The 24402-nt window shown below is 68.9% G+C and carries 21 protein-coding genes and 4 pseudogenes; 17 read left to right on the forward strand and 8 right to left on the reverse strand.

The genetic code is table 11. The features are described from left to right. Window positions 1-74: 74 nt before the first annotated feature. From OG698_RS46965 to OG698_RS46975, 3 genes are all read right to left on the reverse strand, one after another. Window positions 75-911, reverse strand: a complete 837-nt coding sequence (locus OG698_RS46965) for an ATP-binding cassette domain-containing protein (RefSeq protein WP_326779038.1) — start codon at window positions 909-911, stop codon at window positions 75-77. Further along, window positions 908-1903 carry an ABC transporter permease gene (locus OG698_RS46970; RefSeq protein ID WP_406110515.1) on the reverse strand — a complete coding sequence of 332 codons (996 nt, stop codon included), beginning with the start codon at window positions 1901-1903 and terminating at the stop codon, window positions 908-910. Before OG698_RS46970 ends, OG698_RS46965 begins: the two co-directional genes overlap by 4 nt. A gap of 101 nt (window positions 1904-2004) precedes the next feature. Further along, window positions 2005-3027 (reverse strand): sugar ABC transporter substrate-binding protein, encoded by a 1023-nt coding sequence (locus OG698_RS46975; protein ID WP_406111696.1) that lies wholly within the window; start codon window positions 3025-3027, stop codon window positions 2005-2007. A gap of 288 nt (window positions 3028-3315) precedes the next feature. Here OG698_RS46975 and OG698_RS46980 point away from each other — a divergent pair, with 288 nt between their 5' ends. From OG698_RS46980 to OG698_RS46990, 3 genes are all read left to right on the forward strand, one after another. Continuing rightward, window positions 3316-4269 carry a carbohydrate kinase gene (locus OG698_RS46980; RefSeq protein ID WP_406110517.1) on the forward strand — a complete coding sequence of 318 codons (954 nt, stop codon included), beginning with the start codon at window positions 3316-3318 and terminating at the stop codon, window positions 4267-4269. Between the two features lie 216 nt (window positions 4270-4485). Beyond that, window positions 4486-7050 (forward strand): GH32 C-terminal domain-containing protein, encoded by a 2565-nt coding sequence (locus OG698_RS46985; RefSeq protein ID WP_406110520.1) that lies wholly within the window; start codon window positions 4486-4488, stop codon window positions 7048-7050. Window positions 7051-7082: 32 nt separating this feature from the next. Continuing rightward, complete coding sequence (locus OG698_RS46990) at window positions 7083-7376, forward strand: putative quinol monooxygenase (RefSeq protein WP_406110522.1); 294 nt, start codon at window positions 7083-7085, stop codon at window positions 7374-7376. Window positions 7377-7416: 40 nt separating this feature from the next. Here the strand turns inward: OG698_RS46990 and OG698_RS46995 are convergent. Then, a pseudogene (locus tag OG698_RS46995) lies at window positions 7417-8284 on the reverse strand (GH32 C-terminal domain-containing protein). Between the two features lie 108 nt (window positions 8285-8392). Further along, window positions 8393-9189, reverse strand: a protein-coding gene (locus OG698_RS47000; RefSeq protein WP_376692667.1) for an IS5 family transposase whose coding sequence is annotated in 2 segments (ribosomal slippage) — window positions 8393-8854 and window positions 8857-9189 — 795 coding nt in all. Because the reading frame shifts where the segments join, the coding sequence is not laid out codon by codon here. Window positions 9190-9238: 49 nt separating this feature from the next. Between OG698_RS47000 and OG698_RS47005 the strand changes: the two are divergent. The 7 genes and pseudogenes from OG698_RS47005 to OG698_RS47035 all read left to right on the forward strand — a co-directional run. Continuing rightward, window positions 9239-9301, forward strand: a pseudogene (locus OG698_RS47005) (hypothetical protein); the annotation flags it as partial. Window positions 9302-9467: 166 nt separating this feature from the next. After that, the gene (locus tag OG698_RS47010) at window positions 9468-9602 is read left to right on the forward strand and encodes a hypothetical protein (protein WP_406111794.1); all 135 of its coding nucleotides are present in this window, start codon (window positions 9468-9470) and stop codon (window positions 9600-9602) included. Then, window positions 9599-10348, forward strand: coding sequence for a carbohydrate ABC transporter permease (locus tag OG698_RS47015; protein ID WP_406110524.1), 750 nt, complete (start codon window positions 9599-9601; stop codon window positions 10346-10348). Before OG698_RS47010 ends, OG698_RS47015 begins: the two co-directional genes overlap by 4 nt. After that, the gene (locus OG698_RS47020) at window positions 10242-10919 is read left to right on the forward strand and encodes a hypothetical protein (RefSeq protein ID WP_406111698.1); all 678 of its coding nucleotides are present in this window, start codon (window positions 10242-10244) and stop codon (window positions 10917-10919) included. The genes OG698_RS47015 and OG698_RS47020 overlap by 107 nt, the downstream gene beginning before the upstream one ends. A gap of 13 nt (window positions 10920-10932) precedes the next feature. Beyond that, window positions 10933-11394: pseudogene (locus OG698_RS47025) on the forward strand (transposase); the annotation flags it as partial. Further along, window positions 11391-11927 carry a GNAT family N-acetyltransferase gene (locus OG698_RS47030; protein ID WP_406110526.1) on the forward strand — a complete coding sequence of 179 codons (537 nt, stop codon included), beginning with the start codon at window positions 11391-11393 and terminating at the stop codon, window positions 11925-11927. The pseudogene OG698_RS47025 and the gene OG698_RS47030, both read left to right, overlap by 4 nt. Before the next feature lie 282 nt (window positions 11928-12209). After that, window positions 12210-12683, forward strand: a complete 474-nt coding sequence (locus OG698_RS47035) for a hypothetical protein (protein WP_406110528.1) — start codon at window positions 12210-12212, stop codon at window positions 12681-12683. Between the two features lie 4 nt (window positions 12684-12687). Here the strand turns inward: OG698_RS47035 and OG698_RS47040 are convergent, their stop codons facing one another. Further along, a complete protein-coding gene (locus OG698_RS47040; RefSeq protein ID WP_329580485.1) occupies window positions 12688-13302 on the reverse strand; it encodes a TetR/AcrR family transcriptional regulator in 615 nt (204 codons plus the stop codon). A gap of 112 nt (window positions 13303-13414) precedes the next feature. Here OG698_RS47040 and OG698_RS47045 point away from each other — a divergent pair, with 112 nt between their 5' ends. Beyond that, window positions 13415-14704, forward strand: coding sequence for an MFS transporter (locus tag OG698_RS47045; RefSeq protein ID WP_406110531.1), 1290 nt, complete (start codon window positions 13415-13417; stop codon window positions 14702-14704). 64 nt (window positions 14705-14768) lie between these two features. Next, window positions 14769-17075 (forward strand): glycoside hydrolase family 3 C-terminal domain-containing protein, encoded by a 2307-nt coding sequence (locus OG698_RS47050; protein ID WP_406110533.1) that lies wholly within the window; start codon window positions 14769-14771, stop codon window positions 17073-17075. Window positions 17076-17087: 12 nt separating this feature from the next. Here the strand turns inward: OG698_RS47050 and OG698_RS47055 are convergent. Next, window positions 17088-18014, reverse strand: a pseudogene (locus OG698_RS47055) (formylglycine-generating enzyme family protein). A gap of 86 nt (window positions 18015-18100) precedes the next feature. On the opposite strand from OG698_RS47055, the gene OG698_RS47060 reads away from it, so the two are divergent. From OG698_RS47060 to OG698_RS47075, 4 genes are all read left to right on the forward strand, one after another. After that, entirely contained in the window at window positions 18101-18670 is a 570-nt protein-coding gene (locus OG698_RS47060; RefSeq protein WP_406110535.1) for a PadR family transcriptional regulator, read from the forward strand. Continuing rightward, window positions 18667-20430: a sulfatase gene (locus tag OG698_RS47065; RefSeq protein WP_406110537.1), complete on the forward strand. Its 1764-nt coding sequence runs from the start codon at window positions 18667-18669 to the stop codon at window positions 20428-20430. Before OG698_RS47060 ends, OG698_RS47065 begins: the two co-directional genes overlap by 4 nt. A gap of 113 nt (window positions 20431-20543) precedes the next feature. After that, entirely contained in the window at window positions 20544-21887 is a 1344-nt protein-coding gene (locus OG698_RS47070) for an MFS transporter (protein ID WP_406110539.1), read from the forward strand. 112 nt (window positions 21888-21999) lie between these two features. Further along, window positions 22000-23202 (forward strand): glycoside hydrolase family 1 protein, encoded by a 1203-nt coding sequence (locus tag OG698_RS47075; protein WP_406110541.1) that lies wholly within the window; start codon window positions 22000-22002, stop codon window positions 23200-23202. A gap of 197 nt (window positions 23203-23399) precedes the next feature. Here OG698_RS47075 and OG698_RS47080 read toward each other — a convergent pair whose 3' ends face one another. Continuing rightward, on the reverse strand, window positions 23400-23690 hold the full coding sequence (locus OG698_RS47080; RefSeq protein WP_406110543.1) for a PHP domain-containing protein: 291 nt from the start codon (window positions 23688-23690) through the stop codon (window positions 23400-23402). A 272-nt stretch (window positions 23691-23962) separates the two neighbouring features. Here OG698_RS47080 and OG698_RS47085 point away from each other — a divergent pair, with 272 nt between their 5' ends. After that, the gene (locus OG698_RS47085; protein WP_406110545.1) at window positions 23963-24358 is read left to right on the forward strand and encodes a hypothetical protein; all 396 of its coding nucleotides are present in this window, start codon (window positions 23963-23965) and stop codon (window positions 24356-24358) included. The last annotated feature ends 44 nt before the right edge of the window (window positions 24359-24402 follow it).

Here is a 24402-nt window from a genome sequence, read left to right on the forward strand (position 1 = left end):
AGGAGATGGCCCCCTTGCTCATCGGTTCCGGCCGAGGGCCCGGCCGGAACCTGTGAGTGCTTTTAGTTGTGCGGTCAGTTGGCGCGGACCCCTGCGGCCTTCGCAGCCTTGGAATCCGCTACGACAGTATCCCCGGCGGCGTCGAGTGTGAGGGCCCCGGTCATGATGGCGACGACCTCGGCCATGGTGTAGTCGGACGGTTTGATCACCGCGGCGCGCCGGCCGAGGCGGTGGACGTGGATCCGGTCGGCTATCTCGAATACGTGCGGCATGTTGTGGCTGATCAGGACCACGGGCATGCCTTTGTCGCGGACCCGGCGGATCAGGTCGAGGACCTGACCGGACTCCTTGACGCCGAGGGCCGCGGTGGGTTCGTCCATGACGACGACGGAGCGCGCCCAGGCAACGGAACGCGCGACCGCGACGGCCTGGCGCTGCCCGCCCGAGAGGGTTTCGACGGCCTGGGTGAGCGAGCGCAGACCGATCTTGAGGTCGGCCATGTGCTCGGCGGCCTCCTGGCGCATACGCTTCTTGTCCAGCATGCGCAAGACGCTGCCGAGGACGCCGGGGCGGCGCAGTTCGCGGCCGAGGAACATGTTCGAGGCGATGTCCATGGAGGCGGCCACGGCGAGGTCCTGATAGACCGTCTCGATGCCGTGGGCGCGAGCGCTCTGGGGGCCGGAGAACTGGATCGGTTCGCCGTTGAGGCGTATCTCGCCCTCGTCGGGCACCACCGCACCGGTAAGGGCCTTGATCAGGCTGGTCTTGCCGGCTCCGTTGTCGCCGATGACCGCGAGTACCTCGCCGGGCAGCAGGTCGAAGTCGGCGCCGTCGATGGCGGTGACGTGGCCGTATCGCTTGACCAGACCGCGGGCCTGCAGGACGGGAGTGGGGGTGCTGGAGGCGGTCATCGGTCCCTCTTCCGGGAGATCTGGTCGACGGTCACGGCGAGGATCACCAGGACTCCGGTGATCAGCGTCTGGTAGATGGAGGCGACGCCCATCAGCTGGAGCCCGTTGCGGAAGACGCCGACGATCAGGACGCCGATGAAGGTGCCCAAGACTGATCCCCGGCCGCCGAAGAGGCTGGTGCCGCCGAGGACCACGGCGGTGATGCTGTCGAGGTTGTCCGTCTGGCCGGCCTGTGGGTCGCCGACTCCGGTGCGGGAGACGAGCAGCAGGGCGGCGATGCCGTACATGAGGCCCGCGACGGCATAGATGCCGATGGTCAGGCGGGAGGTGCGGATCCCGTTCAGACGCGCCGCCTCCTGGCTGTTGCCGAGCGCGTAGACATGCCGGCCCCAACCGGTGCTGCTCAGCGTGTAGGCGAGGAGGAGGAACAGGGCGATAGTGACCAGGGAGCCGTAGGTGATGTCGGTGTGGCCGAGCGGGAACGTCCGCCCGAGAGCCGTCAGCGGCCCGGGCAGGTTGGTGATCGTCTGTTCCTCGGAGTAGATGTGCGTCAGGGCGAAGGCCACATTGAGCATGCCGAGGGTGACGATGAACGGCGGCAGCGGGATCTTCTGCACCAACAGCCCGTTGAGCAGCCCGAATCCCGCGCAGACGGCCAGGCCGAGCGCGATGGCGACGAGCGGGGGCAACGCACCTTCGGCAGCCATCTTGGCGATCACGATGCTGCCGAAGGCCATCACCGCACCGCACGACAGGTCGATGCCCGCCGTGAGGATGATCAGGGTCTGGCCGATGGCGAGGGTGCCCACGACCATGACCTGCTGCACGATCAGTGAGAAGTTGCCGCCCGTGAGGAACTGGTCGGTCGATACGGAGAAGAAGGCGCAGGCCAGGAGGAGGGCGACCAGAGGGCCGGTGGTCGGTGCCGTGAGCAGTCTGCGGACTGTGGTCGGCGCCTTGAGCTCGGCGTACGGCGTGGTGGTGGCTGTCATGCGAAGTCCTTGTCGGAAGACAGAAGTTGTTCGTGTCCGTCCGTGCCGGCGGACGGGGAGGGGCGGCGGGCGCGTGATGCGGCCTGATCGCCGGTCAGGCTCTAGCCCCAGCAGTTCTTCAGGCCGAACCCGGTGTCCTTGGACGGGACGCCGGTCTGCGTCTTGTCGGTGATCAGGGTGACGCCGGTGTCGGTGTAACCGGATGCCTTCTTGCCGTCCTTGGCGTACTTGACGACGGCGTCGACACCCTCGGCGGCCATCTTCAGCGGGTACTGCTGAGAGGTGGCGGCGATCTTGCCGTCCTTGACCGCCCGGGTCCCGGTGCAGCCGCCGTCGACGGAGACGATCAGGACGTCCTTCTCCCGGCCCTTGGCCTTGAGCGCGGTGTAGGCGCCCAGGGCGGCGGGCTCGTTGATGGTGTAGACGAGGTTGATGCCGGGGTCCTTCTGGAGGCAGTTCTCCATCGCGGTCTGGCCCTTGGCCTGGTCGCCACCCGTGTCCTGGGAGCAGACGATCGACTTGTCCTTGGCGCCGATGCCGAAGCCCTTGAGGAAGCCGTTGTGCCGCTGGACGCCGACCGAGACACCGGGGGCGAGGTCGAGGGTGGCTATCTTCGGGGTCTTGCCCTTCATGGCGGACTTGGCGTATTCACCGATCAGCTCGCCGGCGTGGAGGTTGTCGGTGGCGAAGAGGGCGTCGGCAGCGCTCTGCGGATCGGTCGGGGTGTCCAGGGCGATGACCAGGACGCCCTTGGCGCGGGCCTTCTCGATCGCCGGGACGATGGCCTTGGAGTCGCTCGGGGTCAGCAGAATGCCCTTCACGCCGGAGGCGACCATGTTCTCGATGGCCGTGACCTGCCCGGCGTTGTCGCCGTCGAACTTGCCCGCAGCGGTGAGGAGTTCGGCGCCGTGCTCCTTCGCGGACTTCTCCGCGCCCTCCTTCATCTTCACGAAGAACGGGTTGGTGTCGGTCTTGGTGATCAGGCCGACCTTGACCTTGCCCGAACCGCCACCGGGCGAAGCGGACCCGGAGCCGGATCCGCAGGCCGTCAGCGTGAGGGCGGCGACTGCGGTGACGGCGACGGCTCCGAGAACGGATCGGGACATACCCATGGTGCGAGACATATGCGTGCTGCGAGACATGGCGACTCCTGTGGGATGGCGAACGGCACGGGCCGGGTTCACGGTGCGGCTGCCCGAGGTGTCATCGTTGACTTATGTCATCGTTGACACCGCCTGGCGAGGATGATGGACTCCCGATCCCGGCAACGTCAATGCCTTCCGCCCGTCACAAATCGGCAACGCTCATCGGTCGTCGACCCCCTGCTCGTGATCGTCGAGCCCGCGGAGCCGAGCGACGGCTGCGCCGTGATGTGCCTTCCTTGCCCGTACGTTCCGAGAGAAGAGCAGCCCATGACTCCACGTCAGATCACCGTCCTGGGAGAGTGCGTCGCCGACGCCTTCACCGAGCCGGCGCAGGCCTCGAACGAGCTCGTGCTGCGCGTGCAGCCAGGCGGCGGACCCGCGAACACGGCGGTGGCGCTGGCCCGGCTCGGCACCTCGGCCCGACTCCTGGCGCGCCTGTCCGGCGATGTGTTCGGCCGGCTGTTCCGGAGCCACCTGGAGGCGTCCGGCGTGGATCTGACGTACGCCGTCGAGGCCGGCGAGCCCAGCACGCTGGCCATAGCGGAACTGGACGCCCAGGGGCAGGCCACGTACTCCTTCCACGCGCAGAACACGGCCGACTGGCATTGGACGGCAAGGGAGTTGGCGCGCGTGGACCTGTCCGGGACCGCCTGCGTGCACACCGGCTCCCTGGCTCTGGTGCGGCAGCCCGGGGCGGCGGCCGTGGAGGAGTTCCTGGCGGCCGCCGCTCCCGACGCGACGATCAGCATCGACCCCAACGTCCGGCCATTGCTGGTGCGGCCCGAGGTCTACCGCGCCCGATTGGCGCACTGGTGCGACCTTGCCGACGTGCTGCGCCTGAGCGAGGACGACTTGGAACTCCTGCTGCCCGACGCCTCGCCCGAGAAGGCGTGCGACATCTGGCACGCGGCCGGCGCACGGCTCGTGGTGATCACGCGCGGCGCCGGCGGCGTCCTGGCCTCGCTCGACGGCGAACGATTCCGGGTGCCCGCCGTGCCGGCGGTCGTCGCCGACACGGTCGGCGCGGGGGACTCCTTCACTGCCGGGTTGCTGCACCACCTCGGCGCCGTTGGACTCCTCGGCGGCCGGTTGTCGAAGCTCCGTCTCGACGACGTGGCGGACGCCTGTCGGTTCGCCACCCGTGTCGCGGCTCTGACCTGCTCGGTTCCCGGCCCGAACCCGCCGTGGCGGAGCCAGGTGGAGCAGCTCGCCACGCGGTAGCGCGCCTGACGGGCGGATTGTCGTTCAACGGGACGTTGTGCCCGAACCGTTGACGCGGTGACCGGATTGCGCTCATCATCGGCTCGCCACGATGTCATCGATGACATCCCTTTCCTTCCCGTGTCGTGGACGACGGCCGGGCAAGGACTCACTTCCGATCAGTCCGCGCCGGGCAGTAGGCCCGTTGTGCGGACCGGCCGCAGCGCAGGAGACCTCATGAGCCCTGTACGTGTATTCCGGCATGCCCACAGACGGCTGATTGCGGCGGCGACGGTGACCGTCTGCGCTCTCTCTGCCGCCCCGCTGGCTCCCCACGCCGCAGCGTCCGACGCGCCCTCGTACTCCGAGACCTACCGGCCCCAGTTCCACTTCACCCCGCAGAAGAACTGGATGAACGACCCCAACGGCCTCCTGTACTACAAGGGCGAGTACCACCTCTTCTACCAGTACAACCCCAACGGCAACTCCTGGGGCGACATGTCCTGGGGGCACGCCGTCAGCACGGACCTCGTGCACTGGAAGCAGCTTCCGCTCGCGCTGTCGCACGACGACAAGGAGATGGTGTTCTCCGGCAGCGCGGTCGTCGACCGGGACAACACCACCGGGTTCGGCACGAAGCAGAACCCGCCCATGGTGGCGATCTACACCAGCCTCGACAAGGCCACCGGCATACAGGCGCAGGCGCTCGCCTACAGCACCGACCGGGGCCGCACCTGGACCAAGTACCGGGGTAATCCCGTCCTGGACATCGGCTCCAAGGAGTTCCGCGACCCCAAGGTCCAGTGGTACGCGCCGACGAAGAGCTGGCTGATGACGGTTTCGCTCTCCACCGAGCACAAGGTGCGGTTCTACTCGTCCAAGAACCTCAAGGACTGGAACCTGCTCAGCGAGTTCGGTCCGGCCGGTGCGACGGGAGGTGTGTGGGAGTGCCCCGACCTGTTCCCCCTCCCGGTCGACGGGGACAAGAAGAGAACCAAGTGGGTGCTGGTCGTCAACCTCAACCCCGGTGGGATCGCCGGGGGTTCGGGAGCCCAGTACTTCGTGGGCGACTTCGACGGCAAGAAGTTCACAGCCGAGGACACCGGCTCGTACACCCCGCCTCCCGGCACCGTCCGGCAGGACTTCGAAGGCACCGGCTTCGGTACGTGGACGGCCAGTGGCACCGCGTTCGGTGACGGCCCCGCGGCTGGCGCCGTGGACGGACAGAGCGCGGTCACCGGCTTCGACGGCGCGGGCCTCACCAACAGTTTCCACGGCGGTGACCGCACCACTGGCATCCTCACGTCGCCCCAATTCACCGTCGACAGCGCCTACTTGAACTTCAAGGTCGGCGGCGGACGGCACCCGCACCGGGACGGAACAGTCCTGGAACAGGGAGACCCGCCCACGGGCACGGTCCTCGCCGACTTCGAGGGCGGCAGCTACGGCGACTGGACGACGACCGGCGACGCCTTCGGCCCGGCACCGGCCACCGGCACCCTCCCGGGCCAACAGGAGGTCTCCGGATACCTGGGCGGCGGCCTGGTCAACACCTTCCGCGACGGCGACTCCACCACCGGCACGCTGACCTCGCCGGAGTTCACCCTCGACAAGGACTACGTCAACTTCCTTGTCGGCGGCGGCAATCACCCGGCCGGCTCCGAGAACCCCACCGCCGTAGAACTCCTCGTGGACGGCCAGGTGGTGCGCAGCGCGACCGGCAAGGACACCGAGGCACTCAACTGGGCTTCCTGGGACGTCAAAGACCTCGACGGCAAGAAGGCGCAGATCAGAATCGTCGACGACAACACCGGCGGCTGGGGCCACGTCAACATCGACAACATCGTGCTGTCCGATACGAAGGCTCAGCCCGTCTCCCAGGAGACCTCCGTCAACCTGATCGTCGACGGAAAGGTGGTCCGCACCGCCACCGGTTCCGACACCGAGACACTCGACTGGGCCTCCTTCGACCTCCGTCCCTACGCGGGGAAGCAGGCGCAGATCCAGATCGTCGACATGAACACCGCGGGCATGGGCCACATCCTGGCCGACCAGTTCACTGCCGCCGCCGAGCCCGCCAAGTCCATTGTGCAGCGGGCGAATTGGGCCGACTACGGCAAGGACTACTACGCGGCCGTGTCCTGGGAGAACGTGCCGGGCGACAAGCGCTACATGATCGGCTGGATGAATGACTGGGAATACGGCGGCGCCATCCCCACCTCTTCCTGGCGGAGCGCGCAGAGCGTTCCCCGGCAGATGGCTCTGCGCACCGTCGACGGCCGGATTCGGCTGACCAGCGAGCCGGTCGACAGCCTCAAGTCCCTGCGGCAGAAGACCGCGGTGACGGCAACCGGTGTCACGGTCAAGGACACCTCACAGCCCCTGGGCGGCTCGGCTGCCACAGGGAAGGCGCTCGACATCGAGGCGACGTTCTCCCTCAAAGACGCCGACCACTTCGGCCTGAAGGTGCGTACCGGTGCCGGGGGCGAGGAGACCGTCATCGGATACGACACCACCACACAGGAGCTGTACGTCGACCGCACCCACTCCGGCGCTGTGGACTTCAGCGACGCCTTCCCCGGCGTACAGCGGGCACCCCTGAAGGCGAAGAACGGCAAGGTGAAGCTGAGGGTCCTGGTCGACTGGTCGTCCGTCGAGGTCTTCGGCGGCGGCGGCGAGGCAGCCATCACCGACCAGATCTTCCCGAACCCGGACAGCCAGGGAGTCCAGGTCTTCGCCGAAAACGGTTCGGTGACTCTGGACCAGGCCCGCGTCTGGCACCTGAACTCCTACCGCGACTGACCCGACCCCGACCACACACAGGACACGCCACCATGAACAAGACTCTGCTCGCCGAATTCACCGCACGCGAGGGCACGGAGGCCGACGTCGCCCGCCTGATCCTGGAGTACGCCAAAGAGGTGCGCGAGGAAGACGGCAACCTCGCCTTCGAGGTCTACACCAAGGCGTCCCAGCCCCGCGCCTACTGGATCTTCGAGGCGTACCGGGACGAGGCGGCCTTCCAAGCACACCTCAAGGCCCCCTACGGCGGCCCGTTCAACGCCGCGCTCGCCCCGCTGATCGAGGAAGATGCCTCGGTGCTGACCTTCCTCGACCCGGTGACCTGACGCCGGAGGAGGCGGGGCGGGCGCGACGTCGACGCCGGGGTCAGACCGCCATGCCTCCCATCTTCCAGACCGACAAGGACGTGACGGTGCTGCCCTCGCCGAAGAGCTGCAGGCCGAGGGAGTCCGTGCGGGACGGGTACGCCCGGGTGGTGATCGAGCGGTGCGTGTTCGCGTACGCCTCGATGGTCGAGCGGTCGACGAACACATCCGGGCTCAGTTTGCCGTCGAGTGAGGGCGAGTTGACCCTTCTGGATGCCGAGGTCCGGCACGGCGCTGGAGACGTTGCCGGACCGGGTCCGGTCCACTCCCAGCTCCTTGGCGGCTGTGTCGTAGAAGAGGCGGGTGCGTTCCTCGTCGCCTGGGCTGCGCAGTACGTCGAGGCCGAGCGTGCCCGCGCTGCCCGCCTCCATCGTCAGCTTGATGTGGAGGAGGTCGCCCGTGACCGAGGCAAGGGTGGCGTTCGCGGCGGAGACGGAGGTCGCACTGTCAATGGTCACGAGAGCCGCGCCGTCGTGGAGGTTCGCGACCTCGGCCACGGGCTGGAAGGCGAGGTCGCCGTGCGCCCGCTGGGACAGCACGATCGGCAGGCCCGCGTTGTGTGCCCATCCGGAGTCGTAGTGGCCCTGCTCGGAGCGCCGGTCCTGGGCGATGGTGAAGACCAGGGAGCGCCCCCTGTCGTCGACCGTGCCGCGGGGCTTGTGAAGTGTTCGCCACAGTCGAGCAGTTGGGGCACGGTGCTGTCGGGCGTCCAAGTGCGGGAGGAGCCGTCCCAGACGCCGACCCAGTAGAAGACGTACTTGCTGCTGTACTCGCCGGGACCATCGGGGAAGGCCGGGTTGACGAGCAGTGCGCGACGCTCGCGGCCCTGGGCGTCCTTCCCGATGGGCAGGAAGGACGGCAGCTCCCACACCTGCCCTGTCTTCGGGTGTGCCGCCACGTCACCGACCATCAACGGAGGGCGATGCTCGCGATCGTGCTGACCTCGGTCTGGCAGGGCGTCGGATTTAGAGATCATCTCAATTGGTGAGTCTGCGGTAGCAGATGAGGGTGCAGGCGATGCTGGTGAAGGCCAGGAAGTGGATTGCCTGGCGCTCGTAGCGACGGTGGAGACGTCGGCAGCCGGCGAGCCAGGCCATGGTGCGTTCGATGGTCCACCGATGGCGCCCCAGCTTCTGTGACGTCTCAACTCCCTTGCGGGCGATGCGGGGTGTGATGTGGCGTAGGCGGAGCCATTGCCGCAGGTGACGGTTGTCGTAGGCCTTGTCGGCGTGAAGCTTGGCGGGGCGTCGGCGGCGTGGACCGCGCCGGGATCTGATCGGTGGGATGCCGCGCACGAGTGGTTCGAGGGCCTGGCTGTCGTGGAGGTTGGCGCCGGAGATGCCGACGGAAAGCGGCAGTCCGGTCCGCTCGGTGATCAAGTGGATCTTCGAACCGTACTTGCCCCGATCTACAGGATTCGGACCCGTCAGGTCCCCTTTTTCAGGGCGCGCATGTTCACCGAGTCGATCGCGCATCGTGACCAGTCGAGCTCGCCTCGAGCCCCCAGCTCGTCCAGGACCAGACGATGCAGTTTCGCCCAGACCCGTTGTCGGCTCCACTCCATGAACCGGCGGTGAGCCGTGGCCCCCGACGGCCCGAACACCGGCGGGACCTGCGACCACGTACAACCGGTCGTGGCCACGAAGACAATCGCCGCCAACACCTCACGGTCCCCATGACGGCGCCGACCACCACCCTGTGGCCGAGTCGGCGCCTCCGGCACCACCCGCTGGAACAACTCCCACAGTCCATCAGGGACCAGACGCTCAGTCAGCAACACAGCATCAGGTTACCGGCATCGCCAATTGAGATGATCTCTTAAGATGGTGATCTTCCTCGCCGGTCTCCAGGCCATCCCCGCCTCGCTCTACGAGGAGGCGCGGGTCGACGGGGCGAACGCCTGGCAGCAGATTCGCCACGTCACGCTCCCGGGCCTGGGCAACACCCGGGTGTTGGTGATCAACGTGACGGCGATCTTCGCCTTCCGCCTGTTCGATCAGGTCTACATGATGCCGCAGTTCCCCGGCGGGGCCCACGGACTCCACCCGCACGATGATGGTGCAGACCGGCTACCCCCGGCGCATGATCGGCCAGGCGTCCGCCATCGCCGTCGTCTTCTTCCTGTTCGTTCTCGCCGTCACGCTCATCCAGCGCCGGCTCGCCCGTGAGGAGCGCGCCGTCCGATGACCCTCTTCACCGCCCCCGGACGCCGCTCGACGAAGGGCTCCACGGGACGCTCCCGCCCCACCCACAACCTCCTTCTCCACTACGTCATCTGCGGCCTCATCGCGCTGGTGATGCTGCTCCCGCTGGTCTTCATGTTCGCCGGTGCGCTCAAGCCCAACGCCGTTGTCCTCGCCGACGGCGGCAGTTGGCGCGCTCTGATCCCGCTGCACCCGACGCTCGACAACTTCACCAGCGCCTGGGAGCGCTCGAACTTCGGCCGTCTGCTGCTCAACTCCCTTGTCGTGTGCGGTGCGACGGTCGGCCTCGGCCTCGTCGTCAACAGCATGTTCGGCTACGCGCTCGCCCGGCTCCGCTGGACCGGCCGCAACGTCGTGCTCGCGGCCGTGGTCGCGCTCATCATCATCCCGTTCGAGGCGCTCGCCATCCCCCTGCTGCTGATGATGACGGAGCTGGGCTGGCTGGACACGTACCAGGCGCAGATCGTGCCGTTCATCGCCAACCCGTTCTTCATCTACCTCTTCTGCTCGTTCTTCCTCGCACTGCCTCGGGAGCTGGGCTGCGCGGGTGGACGGAGCCGGGCCCTGGCGGACCTTCCGCAGCATCATCGTGCCGCTGTCGAAGCCCGCGTACGCGTCGGTGGTGCGGGCGCTGGAGACCGAGCGGGAGAACGCGCTGTTCCGCGACCCACTGGCACAGGCCTTCGCCACTGCCGGCGGCCTGTGGCCCTCCTCGCCGCCGCCCGATGACGAGGCCGCGCGACGCCGCCGGCTGGCCGTGTCGTTCTCCATTGTCATCAGGACGAAGGACCACGGCCACCAGCCCGGTTACGCCCCCAGCCGGTTCACAACGGCGCACACGCTGATGGCCTTCCTCGACACCGACAGGACCCCGCCGCGCACCCGGATAGTGGAGAGCCTGTCGCATCCGCGGCTTACCGGCATGTCCCGCACGGAGCTGGATGCGCTCGCTCGCCGCCTCGCTCCACGCCAGGTTGCCCAGGTCGAGCGTGCCTCTTACCAGCGCCGGGGCGCAGATCGCCAGCCGGGCAGCCGCGGCGGCGTCTTCCCGCAGAAGCTCGGCGACAGGGAACGCATCGTCGTCGCCATCCGCTACCTGCGGAAGCTGTGCACCCTGGATGTCCTCGCCGACGTGCTGGGGGACGTGAGCAGCAGGTCCTCGATCGGGAACGCCGTCCGCGAGATCCGGCCCCTGCTTGCCGAAGGCGGGCTTCTCCGACCTCCGACCACCACCCGCTACCGCACCGCCACCGAACTCCTTGCCGTCGCGGATGAAGAAACCGACACACCGACAAGTTGATTATTTACGGCTTCATAAAACGGCCAACGTGATCAACACGCTGCCGAAGTCGGCCCAGCCAGGCGCCCGCAAGGCTCTGCAGGACATCTACAACGCCGAGGACAGCGACCACGCCCTCAAGGCGATCACCACCTTCGAGAACGCCTACGGCGCGAAGTGGCCCAAGGCTGTCAAAAGGATCACCGGCGATGTTGAGGAACTGCTGGCGTTCTACGACTTCCCCGCCGAACACTGGATCCACCTCCGCACGACGAACCCGATCGAGTCGACGTTCGCGACCGTCCGGCTGCGGACCAAGGTCACCAGAGGTGCTGGAAGCGCGCCCGCCGCCCTGGCCATGGTCTTCAAACTCGTCGAATCCGCCCAGGCCCGCTGGCGAGCGGTGAACGCACCTCACCTCGTCGCCTTGGTCCGCGCCGGAGCCTGTTTCGAACGTGGCGTGCTGATAGAGCGCTCTGAGACGATCACGGCGTGACGAGCTACAGCGATATCAGCGCAACGCCCCGCCGACAGCTAGGCGAACCCCACCGGCTGGACCTGGCTGATTCAGCCACCCTGCGGCAGCTGTGGGAACTTCAGCGCGCTGCCTACGCTGTGGAGGCCGAACTCATCGGATTCGACGGCATCCCGCCACTGCACGAAACCCTTCAGGAGTTGCGCGGCTGCACCGAGTCCTTCCTTGGGGTGTCCGACGAGATCAGTTTGGCCGGAGCAGTGTCCTGGACCCGACTACACGACGGAACCCTGGACATCTGCCGACTCGTAGTCCATCCGCGCGCACATCGCCGCGGCATCGCTACAGCGCTGCTCAACAGTCTGGACGTCATGGAACCCGCAGACGTGACCCTGGTCTCCACCGGAACCGCCAACCAGCCCGCGCTCGCCCTCTACCAAAGGCGCGGATTCACCCCCACCAGCAAGCGTCAGATTGCGCCCGGCGTCACGGTCACACTGCTGGAACGCAAGACCGACCCCTCACCCGGCGGGCTGCCAATCCACAAGTCTTGACAATTACTCGAACGCGCCCGCCCGCGTCAGGTACTGGCCGGGCGCGGCGCACCGGGCAGTGAGGCCCCACGCACCGCGTAGCGGTGTGAAGGGGCACAGTTGTCCGGCTAGAAGCGGCGGTCCGCTGATCGTCGAGTTCGACGTCACTCGCGATGCCCCGGTACTGCTGGAGACCGCGCTGAAGGTGATGGCGCTCAAGACGGTGGTGTACGAGGTGGCCGGCGACGAGCTGCCCGTTCCGGTGCCGGTCGACATCACCATCCACGCCCTCACGGCGCAGTCGTGTCTGCGTCGGTCGGAGTCACCGACTGCGGCGGCAGTTCTCGGTGGCGGGTGGCCGTACAGGTTTCTTTTCAGCTTGCTTTCCAGACTGCCTTCCAAGTTGCTTTCCGGGTTGCCCAATGGCAGCCCACCCCTGATGACAAGGGGGTTGCGAGCGGCCCCGACGACGTGCTGACCCGGCTCCTGTTCGAGTACTGGCCGCGCTGTCTGCGTGACGCCAAGGCGGCGGCCCTCGACAGCGCGCTGACGGAACGTCAGATCGCCGTGTATTCGGGAATCCTGGTCCTGGGGCAGGCTCAGGGGCACTTCGCCTTGCAGGATCCGCCGCGCCTGCTCGCCGCCAGTTTCGTCGCCATGGAGGACGGCTACCAGATGGAGGTCCTCGCCGGCCGCCGCACCCGCACTGAAGTGATCACCGCCCTGCGCGCCTACGCCCGAGCGGTCACGGGCCACGAGGTGGCCGATCCTGTCTGAGGCGCTACCCGCGTGATGCGGCGGCGTCCGCCGAGCCGGGCATCGCGGTGAGCATTCGCCAGACCCCGCGGACGTGGTCCGCCATGTCGATGTCGGGGTCGCTCAGCCACTGGAGTTGGATGCCGTCGGTCGCCGCGACGAGGGCTGAGGCGGTGAAGTGCGGGTCGAGCCCGGGGCTCGCTCGGCCGGCCCGCTGCTCGGCCGTGAGGTGCTCGGCGATCGTGGTGCGCAGCAGGGCGAAGCGTTCCCTGAAGTACGTGTGGGCCGGGTGTGCGGGGTCGGTCGAGGCCGCGGCAAGAGTGACGTAGAGGCGTACGCGGGCGGAGTTGGCAGCGTTCGCCGTCAGGGCCTTGGCCAGGAATTCGCCTGGATCGCGTGCGACGTCCGGGTCGCGGAAGCGCGCCTCGGCCGCACGGTCGTTGGCGCGCAGAACCTCGGTGAGCAGGTGGTCCTTGGACTCGAAGTAGTGCATCAGCCCGGTCAGGCTGATGTGACTCTCCTTGGCGACCATCCGCAGGGTGGTGTTCCGCTCGCCCTCGCGGCCGAAGATCTCAAGGGTGACCTTGAGGATCTCCTCCCGCTTGGCGACCCCCTTGGGGTAGGAGTTTCTGACTGTCACGCGCCCACCCTATTCGGCCGCCATCGCGCCTGCGCAAAGCCTTGTCAGTAAAAACAGTACGCCGTACTGTTTTGTGCCAGTCGCAGGTGCGGCCCACCGAAAGAAGGTCCCGATGGCGAGACCCCCTGGGGAGTTCCGCGCACCCTCCCTGCTCCCTGCCGATCCGGCGGGAGCGGCCTCACCGGTCGACGGCCGGGCGCTGCGCCGCCTCATGGCATGCATCGGCCCCGCCAACCTCGGCGTCGCCCTCGTATGGGGAGCTGTCCCCGGCACCCTGCTGGCACTCCAGGTCCAGCGCACGGTCGGCGAGGACGCGAAGGTGGGCACGCTCGCGGTCGTCACCACGGTGGGCGCGCTCCTCGCGATGGTCGCCCAGCCCGTCGCGGGAGCCGTGTCGGACCGGACCCGCAGCCGTTTCGGCAGGCGTGGGCCCTGGATCGTGGCCGGTGTGACGACCGGTGGCCTGGCCCTGATCGGCATGGCGTTCGCGTACTCCGTACCGGCGTTGCTGGCCCTCTGGTGCCTGGTGCAGATCGGCTACAACTTCGCGGTGGGCCCGCTCTCGGCCGTCATGCCCGACCGGGTGCCACCGGAGAGGCGTGGCCTGTTCTCCACCGTCACCGGCCTCGGCTCCATGTGCGGCTCGCTCCTCGGCCAGATCTTCGCCGCCGTCTTCGAGGAGCGGATCACCACGGCATACGTGGTACTCGCCGCGCTCGCGACGGCCCTGGCGGTCGTCTTCGTGATCCTCAACCCGGACCGCCCGAGCCGGGACGCGCCCCAGGAGCCCTTTCGGGTCCGTGAGTTCCTGGCAGGGCTGTTGCCGAACCCGCGTAAGTACCCCGACTTCTTCTGGGTGTTCGTCAGCAGGCTGTGCACGAACCTGTCGTACTTCCTGGTCTTCGGGTACAAGCTCTACATCCTCCAGGACTACATCGGCCTGCACGACGAGGCGATCGACCATGTACCCGCCCTGGCACTGACCGCCGTCGCGGGCCTGCTCCCGGCCGCCGTGATCACCGGCCCTCTCTCGGACCGGCTCGGCAGGCGGAAGGTGTTCGTCGTCGCCTCGGCGGCCCTCATCGGCTGCGCCATGCTCATCCCGTTCGCCGTCCCCACCCTGACCGGCATGACCGCGATGGCCTTCCTGGTGGGCATCGGCTTCGGCTGCTTCCAGGGCGTGGACACGGCCCTCATCTCCCAAGTGCTGCCCTCCGAGCGGTCCTTCGCCCGCGACCTCGGCGTCGTGAACGTCGCGGCCACCCTGCCGCAGGTCCTCGCGCCCGCCATCGCCGGAGCCGTCGTCCTCTGGCTCGGCGGGTACCGGACGCTCTTCCCACTCGCCCTGGTCTTCGCGCTGCTCGGCGCGGTGGCGGTCCTGCGCGTGAAGGGAGTCCGATGACCGCAGCCGACCACCGCACCCTCCGCGCCGCACATCAACCCGCACCACCCTCCAAGGAGAAGGCATGAACAACCCGAACCAGTCGACGCAGACGCCCGGCGAGACGGTGGCCCGGCTGAGCCTCGCCGAGAAGGCCGACCTGACCACCGGCGCGGGCTGGTGGCACACCACGGGGATCCCCGACGCCGGGCTCCCGGCGGTCCGCCTCTCGGACGGCCCCCACGGGCTGCGGCTGCAGAACGACACCCACGCCGACCACCTGGGCATCAACGGCAGCGCTCCGGCCACCTGCTTCCCGCCCGCCGTCACCCTGGCGAGCACCTGGGACGCCGACCTCGCGGGGCGGGTCGGCGACGCCCTGGCCCGCGAGTGCCTCGCGCACGGCGTGCACGTGCTTCTCGGCCCCGGCGTCAACATCAAGCGCAGCCCGCTGTGCGGTCGCAACTTCGAGTACCTCTCCGAAGACCCGCTGCTCAGTGGGGTGTTGGGGGTGGCTTGGGTCAAGGGCCTGCAGGCGCAGGGTGTGGGGGCCTCGGTCAAGCACTTCGCCGCGAACAACCAGGAGACCGGCCGTATGTCGGTGAGTGCGGACATCGACGTACGGACCTTGCGCGAGATCTATCTTCCGGCCTTCCACCGCGTGGTGACCGAGGCCCGGCCCTGGACGGTCATGTGCGCCTACAACCGGGTCAACGGCGTGCACGCGTCGCAGAACCCCTGGCTTCTGACGGACGTGCTGCGCGGCGAGTGGGGATACGACGGCGTGGTCGTCTCCGACTGGGGCGCCGTGGTCGACCGGGCGCGGGCTCTTGCCGCCGGGCTTGATCTGGAGATGCCGTCCTCGTCCGGTGCCGGCCCTGCCCGGGCCGTCGCGGCCGTGGAATCCGGGGAACTCTCCGAGGAGGCACTGGACCGCAGTGCCGCGCGGGTCGTGGCACTCGCCCGCAAGGCGGCCGAGCACGCGCGCCCCGGTGCCGACTTCGACCCGGCCGCCCACCACGACCTGGCCCGCGAGGTCGCCACGCGCGGGGCGGTACTGCTCAAGAACGACGGCGCGCTCCTCCCGCTGGACCCCGCCGCACCCCAACACATCGCGGTCATCGGTGAGTTCGCGCGTACTCCCCGCTACCAGGGCGAGGGCAGCTCGCGCGTGACCCCGACCCGGCTGGACTCCGCACTGACCTCGATCACTGAGGCCGCGCCCACGGCGCACGTCACCTTCGCTCCCGGCTTCCCCGTCGATGCTCCGGACGCCGATGCGGCAGCGCCGCACGAGGAGGCTGTCCGCGCGGCCGAGAGTGCGGACGTGGTTGTGCTGTTCCTCGGTCTGCCGCCGAGCTTCGAGTCCGAGGGCTACGACCGCGAACACATCGAACTCCCTGAGGAGCAGACCCGGTTGCTCTCCGCCGTCATCGCGGTCAACCCGAACGCCGTCGTGGTCCTCTCCAACGGTGGCGTGGTCCGGCTGGCCGGCTGGATCGACGACGTACCGGCCGTCCTGGAAGGCTGGCTGTCCGGCCAGGCCGGTGGCTCGGCCACCGCCGACCTCCTGTTCGGCAGGGCGAACCCGTCGGGTCGCCTCGCGGAGACGATCCCGCTGCGGCTCGTCGACACCCCGGCGTACCTGGCCTGGCCCGGTGAGAACGGTCATGTCACGTACAGCGAGGGCCTGTTCGTCGGTTATCGCCATTACGACGCCCGGGACATGGCGGTCTCCTTCCCCTTCGGGCACGGCCTGTCGTACACCACCTTCGACTACGCGGACCTGCGGGTGGCCTCGGACGCGGGCGGGCTCGACGTCACCGTGGCGGTCACCAACACCGGGGAGCGGGCCGGTCACGAGGTCGTCCAGGTGTACGTGGCCGCGCCGGGCACGCGGGCCCGGCGCCCCGTACGGGAGCTGAAGGGATTCGCCGCCGTGCGCCTCACGCCCGGCGAGACCCAGAACGTTACCGTCCGCATCGCCCGCGCCGACCTCGCCTATTTCAACACCGCAGCCGATACCTGGCTCGTCGAGGACGCCGACCACCGTATCGATGTCGGGGCTTCCAGCCGCGACATCAGGCTGACCACTACGGTCCCGGTCGACGGCGACGCCTACGCCGACCAGCCGGACGCCGACTCGACCGTCGAGGTATGGCTCGCCCACCCCGTGGGCGGCCCGGCCATCACCGCACTGCTCAGCCGGGTCCAGAAGTCCATGGGCGACGCCTACCCCCAGGAGGGAAGCTCCCGCCAGCGGATGGTGGCCAACATGCGCCTCAGCCAGCTCGCCGGGCTCCCGATCGTTCCCCTGAGCTTCGACGACGTACAGGAACTGGTCGAGACGGTGCGGTCGGCCGCGGGCACCGAGAGGGAGGAGACATCCTGACCCCGTCACCCCTCACCCGGCGACCGTGCGGAACCCGCAGTTCCCGCTGCTGGACGCCGGCGTGTTGGCCGAGCGTGCGGCCACGCGGTAGCGGTGGCAGTAGGTGTGGTGGCGCAGGTAGGAGCCGCCCCGCATGACACGGCGCTCGCCGCTCCGCGGCCCCCGAGGGTCGGCGGCAGGGGAGTGGGCGTAGTAGTTGGAGGCGAACCAGTCCGCGCACCACTCTCAGACGTTCCCGGCGACCTCGTACAGGCCGAGGCCGTTGGGCGGGTAGGACCGCACCGGTGCGGTCGCCAGCCAGCCGTCCGCACCGGTGTTGGCATACGGGAAGCGGCCTTGCCAGATGTTGCACAACCACCGTCCGTCGGGGGTGAGTTCGTCGCCCCAGTCGAAGCGGCGGCCCGCGAGTCCGCCGCGGGCCGCGTACTCCCACTCCGCCTCGGTCGGCAGGCGGCGGCCAGCCCAGGCGCAGTACGCCAGGGCGTCGTCCCACGCCACGTGCATCACTGGGTGGTCCGGCTCCGCGGTGGACAGCGGGCCGTGGGGGTGGTGCCAGTCGGCGCCCCGTACGTCCAGCCACCAGGGGGCAGCCGGGTCTGCCCCGAGGACGTCCGCCCGCTCGGCGGCGGCCGCCAGGTGGAACACGGCGGAGCTGCCTTCCCGTTCGGCGACGGTCACGTACGCGGTGTCGGTGACGAACGCCTCGAACGTCGCCACGGTCACCGTGGTGACGTCGATGGCGAACGGGGCTACGCGTACCGCGTGCACGGGCTGTTCACCGTCCGCCGGGTAGCCCTCGTCGAAGGCGTCCCCCATCAGGAACTCGCCCCCGGGGAGGGTGACTTGGTCGTGCGCGGGCGGCACATGGGCCGGCGCGGGCAGCGGTCCTGTGGAGCAGATCCGGGTTTCCGGTACGCAACATCCCATTGACGTCTCCATGACGTGAGTATATGAATTCTCACCTAGGTGAAGCTGCACATAGAAAAACGTCGCACACAGCTTCCGCACTGAGGGAGTCCACGTCCGTGAAGTTCGAGTACGTCCTGCTCGGCCTGCTGGCCCGTCGCCCTTACAGCGGGTACGACCTGCGCAAGTGGCTTGAGACCGAAGGGCAGTTCCTGTGGGCGCGGGCCCACCACAGCCAGATCTACCGCAAGCTCGGGCAGATGGAGGCCGACGGCTGGGTGCGGCACGAGGTCGACGCGCGCGAAGGCCGCCCGGACGCCAAGGTGTACCGGCTCACGCCGCGTGGGCGCGAGGTCCTCATGGAATGGGTGCGCTCGCCCTACGAGCCGCCCAGCCGCTTCCAGGAGATCGACTTCCTCGCGCGGTTCAGCGTCGCTGCGCCGCTCGACACGGACGCCGCGATCCGGATCGTCGGGACCGAACTCGGATACCGCCGCGCGCAGATCGCCAAGAACCGGGACCGCGACCGCACTCTGCGCTACGAGGACCCGGCACCCGGCCTCGACCAGGACCTCGACCGGCAGGTCCACGACGCTCTCCATACGCTCGGCGCGGCCGCCATGGACCGCTGGGTCGCCTGGCTGGAGCGGACCCTGCGCAACCTGACAGAAGGGAAGCCCGTCCGATGAGGGCGATCATGGTGATGTTCGACAGCCTCAACCGGCACATGCTGCCGCCGTACGGAGGCGACTGGACCCACGCTCCGAACTTCGCGCGGCTCGCGGAGAAGGCCGTCACCTTCGACAACGCGTACGCGGGCTCGATGCCCTGCATGCCGGCCCGCCGCGAACTCCACACGGGGCGGCACAACTTCCTGCACCGCAGTTGGGGCCCCCTTGAGCCGTTCGACGACTCGATGCCCGAACTCCTCAAGCAGAACGGCGTGTACACCCACCTCGTCAGCGACCACCCGCACTACTGGGAGGACGGCGGGGCCACCTACCACGGCCGCTACAACACCTGGGAGTTCTTCCGCGGCCAGGAGGGCGACCCGTGGAAGGGCCAGGTCGCCGACCCCGAGATACCCGAGGACCTGAAGCGGATGCGCTTCGGCGCCTACCGCCAGGACTGGGTCAACCGCCCCCACATGGCGACGGAGGACCGGCACCCGCAGACCCTCACCTTCGACGCGGGCCTCGACTTCGTCCGCACGAACAAGGATGCCGACCGGTGGTTCGTGCAGATCGAGACCTTCGACCCGCACGAGCCGTTCTTCAGCCACCAGCAGTACAAGGACCTCTACCCGCACGGCTACGAAGGCCCGCACTTCGACTGGCCCGACTACAAGCGCGTCGTCGAGACCGACGGCCAGGTGGAGCACGCCCGCTTCGAGTACGGGGCGCTCCTGTCGATGTGCGACCACTCGCTCGGCCGGGTCCTGGACACCATGGACGAACTGGAGCTGTGGGACGACACCCTGCTGATCGTCAACACCGACCACGGGCTGCTGCTCGGCGAGAAGGGCTGGTGGGGCAAGAGCGTCCAGCCCTGGTTCAACGAACTGGTCCACCTGCCGCTGTTCGCCTGGGACCCGCGCAACCGCGTTGCGGGCGAACGGCGTTCGGCGCTCGTGCAGACCGTGGACGTGGCGCCGACCCTCCTCGAGTTCTTCGACGTCGACCGCCCCGGCGACATGCAGGGCGCACCGCTCCCGGTCGCCGAGGACACCCCGGTGCGCGAAGCGGGCCTGTTCGGCATCCACGGCGGACACGTCAACGTCACCGACGGCCGCTACGTCTACATGCGGGCGCCCGCCTCACCCGACAACGCGCCCCTGTACGAACACACCCTGATGCCGACCCACATGCGGGGCCGCTTCTCACCCGCCGAACTCGCCGACCTGGAACTGGCCGAGCCCTTCGACTTCACCAAGAACATCCGCACCCTGCGCGTGCCGGGCCGCACCCTCGTCAACCCGTACCACCACGGCACGCTCCTCTTCGACCTGGAGACCGACCCCGAGCAGCACACCCCGCTGGTCGACGACGCCGCCGAACTGCGCATGGCCGCCTTGCTGGTGGAGCTGATGCGCGCGGGCGACGCCCCGCCCAGCCAGTACGAACGCCTCGGTCTGCCCGCCCACGGCCCGGTCACGGAGAAGCACCTCCTGGTACGGGCCCAGCGCGAGCAGGCCGAACGGGCCGCCCAACCGCTGCCCCGCGCCAAGGACTTCCCCGAGGGCCGTCTCTCGCTGCGCACGCCCCTCGCGGCGCTGATCTCCGACCCGGTCGCCGTCGAAGTGCTGCGCAGGCACCTGCCCGGCGTCGCCGACTCGGAGCTCCTGCAGATGATCGGGGCGACTCCGCTCATCGATGTCGCCGCGATGGCGGGCGCGCTGTTCCCGCCGTCGAACCTCCGCCTGGTGGCCGAGGAGCTCGCTCAACTCTGAGCGCCTTGCGGCCACTTGAGCCGGTGACGGGGTTGCCGCCCCGTCACCGGCGACTGCCCTCTCCCTCCCGCAGATCTCCCGCCAAGAAGAACGCAGAGAAAAGAGAAGGCGCGATGCCTGAGCTTAGCCAGAGCCCCGTCACGCCCAAAGCCGAGGTCCAGGTCGAGGGGCGCTGGCGACAGCTGTCCCTGCTCGGTGGCACGATGCTGGTCGACAGCACCGAGGCGAGCCTGGTCAGCAGCCTCTTCCCGCTGATCCGGCAGTCCCTCGGCGTCTCGCTGGGCGCCCTCGGGATACTGACCGCCGCGGCCAAGATCGTGGGCGCCTTCACCGGCCCTTTCTGGGTGTGGGCGGCGCAGCGCTGGTCGCGCAAGAGCGTCCTCGTCGTGGCCACCGGGCTCTGGGGCGTCTGGGGCGTGGCCGCGGGCTTCTCGCAGAACTTCACCCAACTCCTCGTCCTCTACTCCGTGTTGGCAGCCGGCTACGCGGCCGCCAACCCCATCATCACCGAACTCATCGGCGACCTCTTCGGCGGCTCGTCCCGAGGCCGCGCGGTCGGCGTGGTCTACGGCGCAGTCTCCCTGGTCACCGCTGTGATCGGCCCGCTCAAGGGCCAGCTGGCCGGTGTCGACGACGGCTGGCGCTGGGGCCTGTGGGGCATCGGCGCCTTCAACATCCTGCTGGGCCTCGCCCTTTGGGTGGGGTTCCGCGATCCGGGACGCGGCGCGTCCGAGGAGCAGCTCGCCGACCTCGACCGCGCCACCCGCGACGCCCAGGCGAAACTCACCTGGACCAAGGCGCTCTCGCTCCTCAAGATCCGCAGCCTGGTGATCCTGCTCGTCTCGCGCCTGCTGTCTGGACACCTCCTGGTGGGCACCTTCGGCGTGGTCTTCCTCGTGGACGCCTACGGCTTCAGCACCCAGAAGGCGTCGATCGTGCTGCTGCCCTTCGGCGTCGGCTACTTCCTCGGCACGCTCCTCGGCGGCGTCGCCGCCGACCGGGCCACCCGGCTCAGCCCGCGCCACGGCCTTGTCGCGGTCCTCCAGGCGGCCCAGTTCGCCTTCGCGCTCGTCGCCTACTTCGGCACCCAGTTCGGCTACGACAGCATCGCCCTGTTCTGTGTCTTCTTCGCCCTCATGGGCGCGACCCAGGGCATCAACCCGAGCGTCAACCGCCCCATGGTCATGGCCATCACCCCACCGGAACTGCGCGGGGCCGCATTCGCCCTCTACGTCTCCATCGTCGAAGCGATCGCCTGGGCCGCCTACAGCCTCGGTGCCGGCTTCCTCGGTGACGCCGTCGGACTGCGCACGGTCTTCCTGTGGGCCCTCGTCGTCCTGATGCTGATCAACGGCGCCTTCCTGACGCTCCTTCACCGCTCGTACGCCGATGACGTGGCCCGTGTCCAGAGGGAACTGCACGCGCGCCGCGAACAAGCCCTCGACCCCGCCACCTGACGTTTCGCCCTTTGCGCGCGCACCCACCTGCCTGCCTCGCCATCAACAGCCGGGTCCGCCGACCCGCCGCGACTGCCCCCGCACGCGGCCACACAGAAGAGAGAACCAGCTCATGACGCATGAACGACGACTGCCCGAGGGCTTCCTGTGGGGCGCCTCCACCGCCGCCCACCAGATCGAGGGCGGCAACACCAACAGCGACTGGTGGGAGTTCGAGCACAGTGGAATCCCCTACGTCAAAGAACCCAGTGGCGACGCCTGCGACAGTTACCACCGCTGGCGCGAGGACATGGACCTGCTGGCCGAACTCGGCTTCACCGACTACCGGTTCAGCATCGAATGGGCCCGCATCGAACCGGCCCCGGGCGAGTTCTCCCGCGCCGCCATCGCCCACTACCGGCGCATGGTCGAGGGCGCCCGCGAACGGGGCCTGCGGCCCATGGTGACGCTGCACCACTTCACCGCACCCCGCTGGTTCGCCCAGCGCGGCGGCTGGGCCGCCGCCGGATCGGACGAACTCTTCGCCCGCTACCTCACGGCAGCCGCCCCCATTTACGCCACGGACGTGGCGCATGTGTGCACCATCAACGAGCCCAATATTCTCGCCGTCATGGCTGCCGCGCAGGCCGCCCTCGCCTCCGGCCAGGCCGTGTCCTTTGCCGAGGCCCCGCCGGCCCCGGACGGGGCCACCACCGATGCACTGGTACGGGCGCACGCCCGCGCCGTCGAAACGGTCAAGTCCCTTGCACCGCAGGTGAGTGCCGGCTGGTCCGTCGCCAACCTGGTGTGCCAGCCCCTGCCCGGAGCCGAGGATGTCGCCGCGGCATTCCGGCACCCGCGTGTGGACGTCTTCCTTGAAGCCGCCCGCGGCGACGACTGGCTCGGTGTGCAGGCATACACGCGCACGCTCATCGGCCCGAACGGCCGGCTGCCCGTACCCGAGGGTGCGGAACGCACCCTCATGGGCTGGGAGTACTACCCGCAGGCCCTCGGCCACGCCCTGCGGCACAGCGCCTCCGTCGCCACCGGTACGCCGCTGATCGTCACCGAGAACGGCATCGCCACCGCCGACGACTCCCGCCGCATCGACTACACCACCGGCGCCCTGGACTCCCTGGACGCCGCCCTGCGCGACGGCATCGACGTCCGCGGCTACTTCCACTGGAGCGCCCTGGACAACTACGAATGGGGCCGCTACGAACCGACCTTCGGCCTGATCGCCGTCGACCGCGAGACCTTCGTCCGTACTCCCAAGCCCTCGGCCGCCTGGCTCGGCGCCATTGGCCGCACTCGCGTGCTGCCCAGTGAAGCGTGAGGGCCAGGAGCGACCGGCGACGGGCCCTTGCCGGCAGCGAGAGTTGAGGGCAGGTCCGCTTTTGACGAGGACGACCTGACGGTGGTCCCCGGTGCCCTCGGCCGACGGTGGTGCGTACGAAGGCGATGCCGTGACGCTTCGGTGCGGCGGCACTACCCATCCGGAGCTGATGCCGGGGCCGCGCGTGCGGCTCTCGTTCAGGACCGGGCGGCTGCGGCCGGGGCGGGCAGGGCCACGTCGGGCCGGCGCGGGTCGGGGTCGGCGGCGGGGGCGACGGCGAGGTCGACGCCGAAGACCGGGCGCACGCCGGCGGCGGCCGCGGCCTTGGCGAAGCGCACGGTCCCGGCGACCGTGTCGCGGTCGGTCAGCGCGAGCGTGGAGAGGCCGCGCTCGGCGGCCCGGCGGACCAGGTCGTGGGGGAGTGAGGCGCCGTAGCGGGCCGAGTATCCGGAGGCTACGTGCAGGTGAGAGAACCCGGAGGTCTTCACGTTTGCCACCTCCGATCACACGAGCCCCATTCAAGCCGCATGGCTTGTTCTGTCTCCAATATATCGAACAAAAATCGAACAGAGCGAGTCCTGGGTCCCGCGTGTCCTTGTGACGGAGCACGTGACTGAGTGCTTCAGTTGGCGAGTTTCGCCAGCTGAAGCACTCAGCGTCCCGTGTGTCCCCGGCTGTGCGGGGCATACGGGAAGCCATGGTGCGACGGTGGCGCCCCCACCCCCTGGCAGTCGGCCGCGCGCCGTGAGATCGTCCGCAGGTGACCGACGTTGCTGGTGGAGAAACGACCTCGGGACGACCGGACGACCGCGCCGCGTCCGCCCTGCGCTTCGCGACGGAGCTCGTCGCGTGGGTGGCCACCCCCTGGGCCTTGGCCGGCCACTCATGGATGCTTGCCGCCGTGTCCGTAGTGGCCCTGATCGGCCTTCCGACGCTTTTCTCCACCCGGAGGGACAAGGCCAACGTGATCATCGGGGTGCCGGGCTGGGCCACGATCCTGCTGGTGCTGCTCCAACTCGCCGCAGCTGTGATCTCCTCGTGGCTGGCCTGGCCCGCCTGGGCGGCGATCCCCGTGACCCTGCTGGCCGCCGGCACTCTTGTCACGGAGCGTCGGCGCTGGCGGTGGCTGGTTTCCGCGAACCAACTCGCCAACTGAAGCGCTCAGTCACAGCCGTGACTCGGCGCTGTAGGTGGCCCCAC

This window comes from Streptomyces sp. NBC_01003 (assembly GCF_045162695.1).
Taxonomy (GTDB): domain Bacteria; phylum Actinomycetota; class Actinomycetes; order Streptomycetales; family Streptomycetaceae; genus Streptomyces.

Bases quoted from the DNA above. Each gene is read 5' to 3' on its own strand.
- OG698_RS46965 (WP_326779038.1), bottom strand. From the start codon at position 911: ATGACCGCCTCCAGCACCCCCACTCCCGTCCTGCAGGCCCGCGGTCTG.
- OG698_RS46970 (WP_406110515.1), bottom strand. From the start codon at position 1,903: ATGACAGCCACCACCACGCCGTACGCCGAGCTCAAGGCGCCGACCACA.
- OG698_RS46975 (WP_406111696.1), bottom strand. From the start codon at position 3,027: ATGTCTCGCACCATGGGTATGTCCCGATCCGTTCTCGGAGCCGTCGCC.
- OG698_RS46980 (WP_406110517.1), top strand. From the start codon at position 3,316: ATGACTCCACGTCAGATCACCGTCCTGGGAGAGTGCGTCGCCGACGCC.
- OG698_RS46985 (WP_406110520.1), top strand. From the start codon at position 4,486: ATGAGCCCTGTACGTGTATTCCGGCATGCCCACAGACGGCTGATTGCG.
- OG698_RS46990 (WP_406110522.1), top strand. From the start codon at position 7,083: ATGAACAAGACTCTGCTCGCCGAATTCACCGCACGCGAGGGCACGGAG.
- OG698_RS47010 (WP_406111794.1), top strand. From the start codon at position 9,468: ATGATGGTGCAGACCGGCTACCCCCGGCGCATGATCGGCCAGGCGTCC.
- OG698_RS47015 (WP_406110524.1), top strand. From the start codon at position 9,599: ATGACCCTCTTCACCGCCCCCGGACGCCGCTCGACGAAGGGCTCCACG.
- OG698_RS47045 (WP_406110531.1), top strand. From the start codon at position 13,415: ATGGCGAGACCCCCTGGGGAGTTCCGCGCACCCTCCCTGCTCCCTGCC.
- OG698_RS47050 (WP_406110533.1), top strand. From the start codon at position 14,769: ATGAACAACCCGAACCAGTCGACGCAGACGCCCGGCGAGACGGTGGCC.
- OG698_RS47065 (WP_406110537.1), top strand. From the start codon at position 18,667: ATGAGGGCGATCATGGTGATGTTCGACAGCCTCAACCGGCACATGCTG.
- OG698_RS47070 (WP_406110539.1), top strand. From the start codon at position 20,544: ATGCCTGAGCTTAGCCAGAGCCCCGTCACGCCCAAAGCCGAGGTCCAG.
- OG698_RS47075 (WP_406110541.1), top strand. From the start codon at position 22,000: ATGACGCATGAACGACGACTGCCCGAGGGCTTCCTGTGGGGCGCCTCC.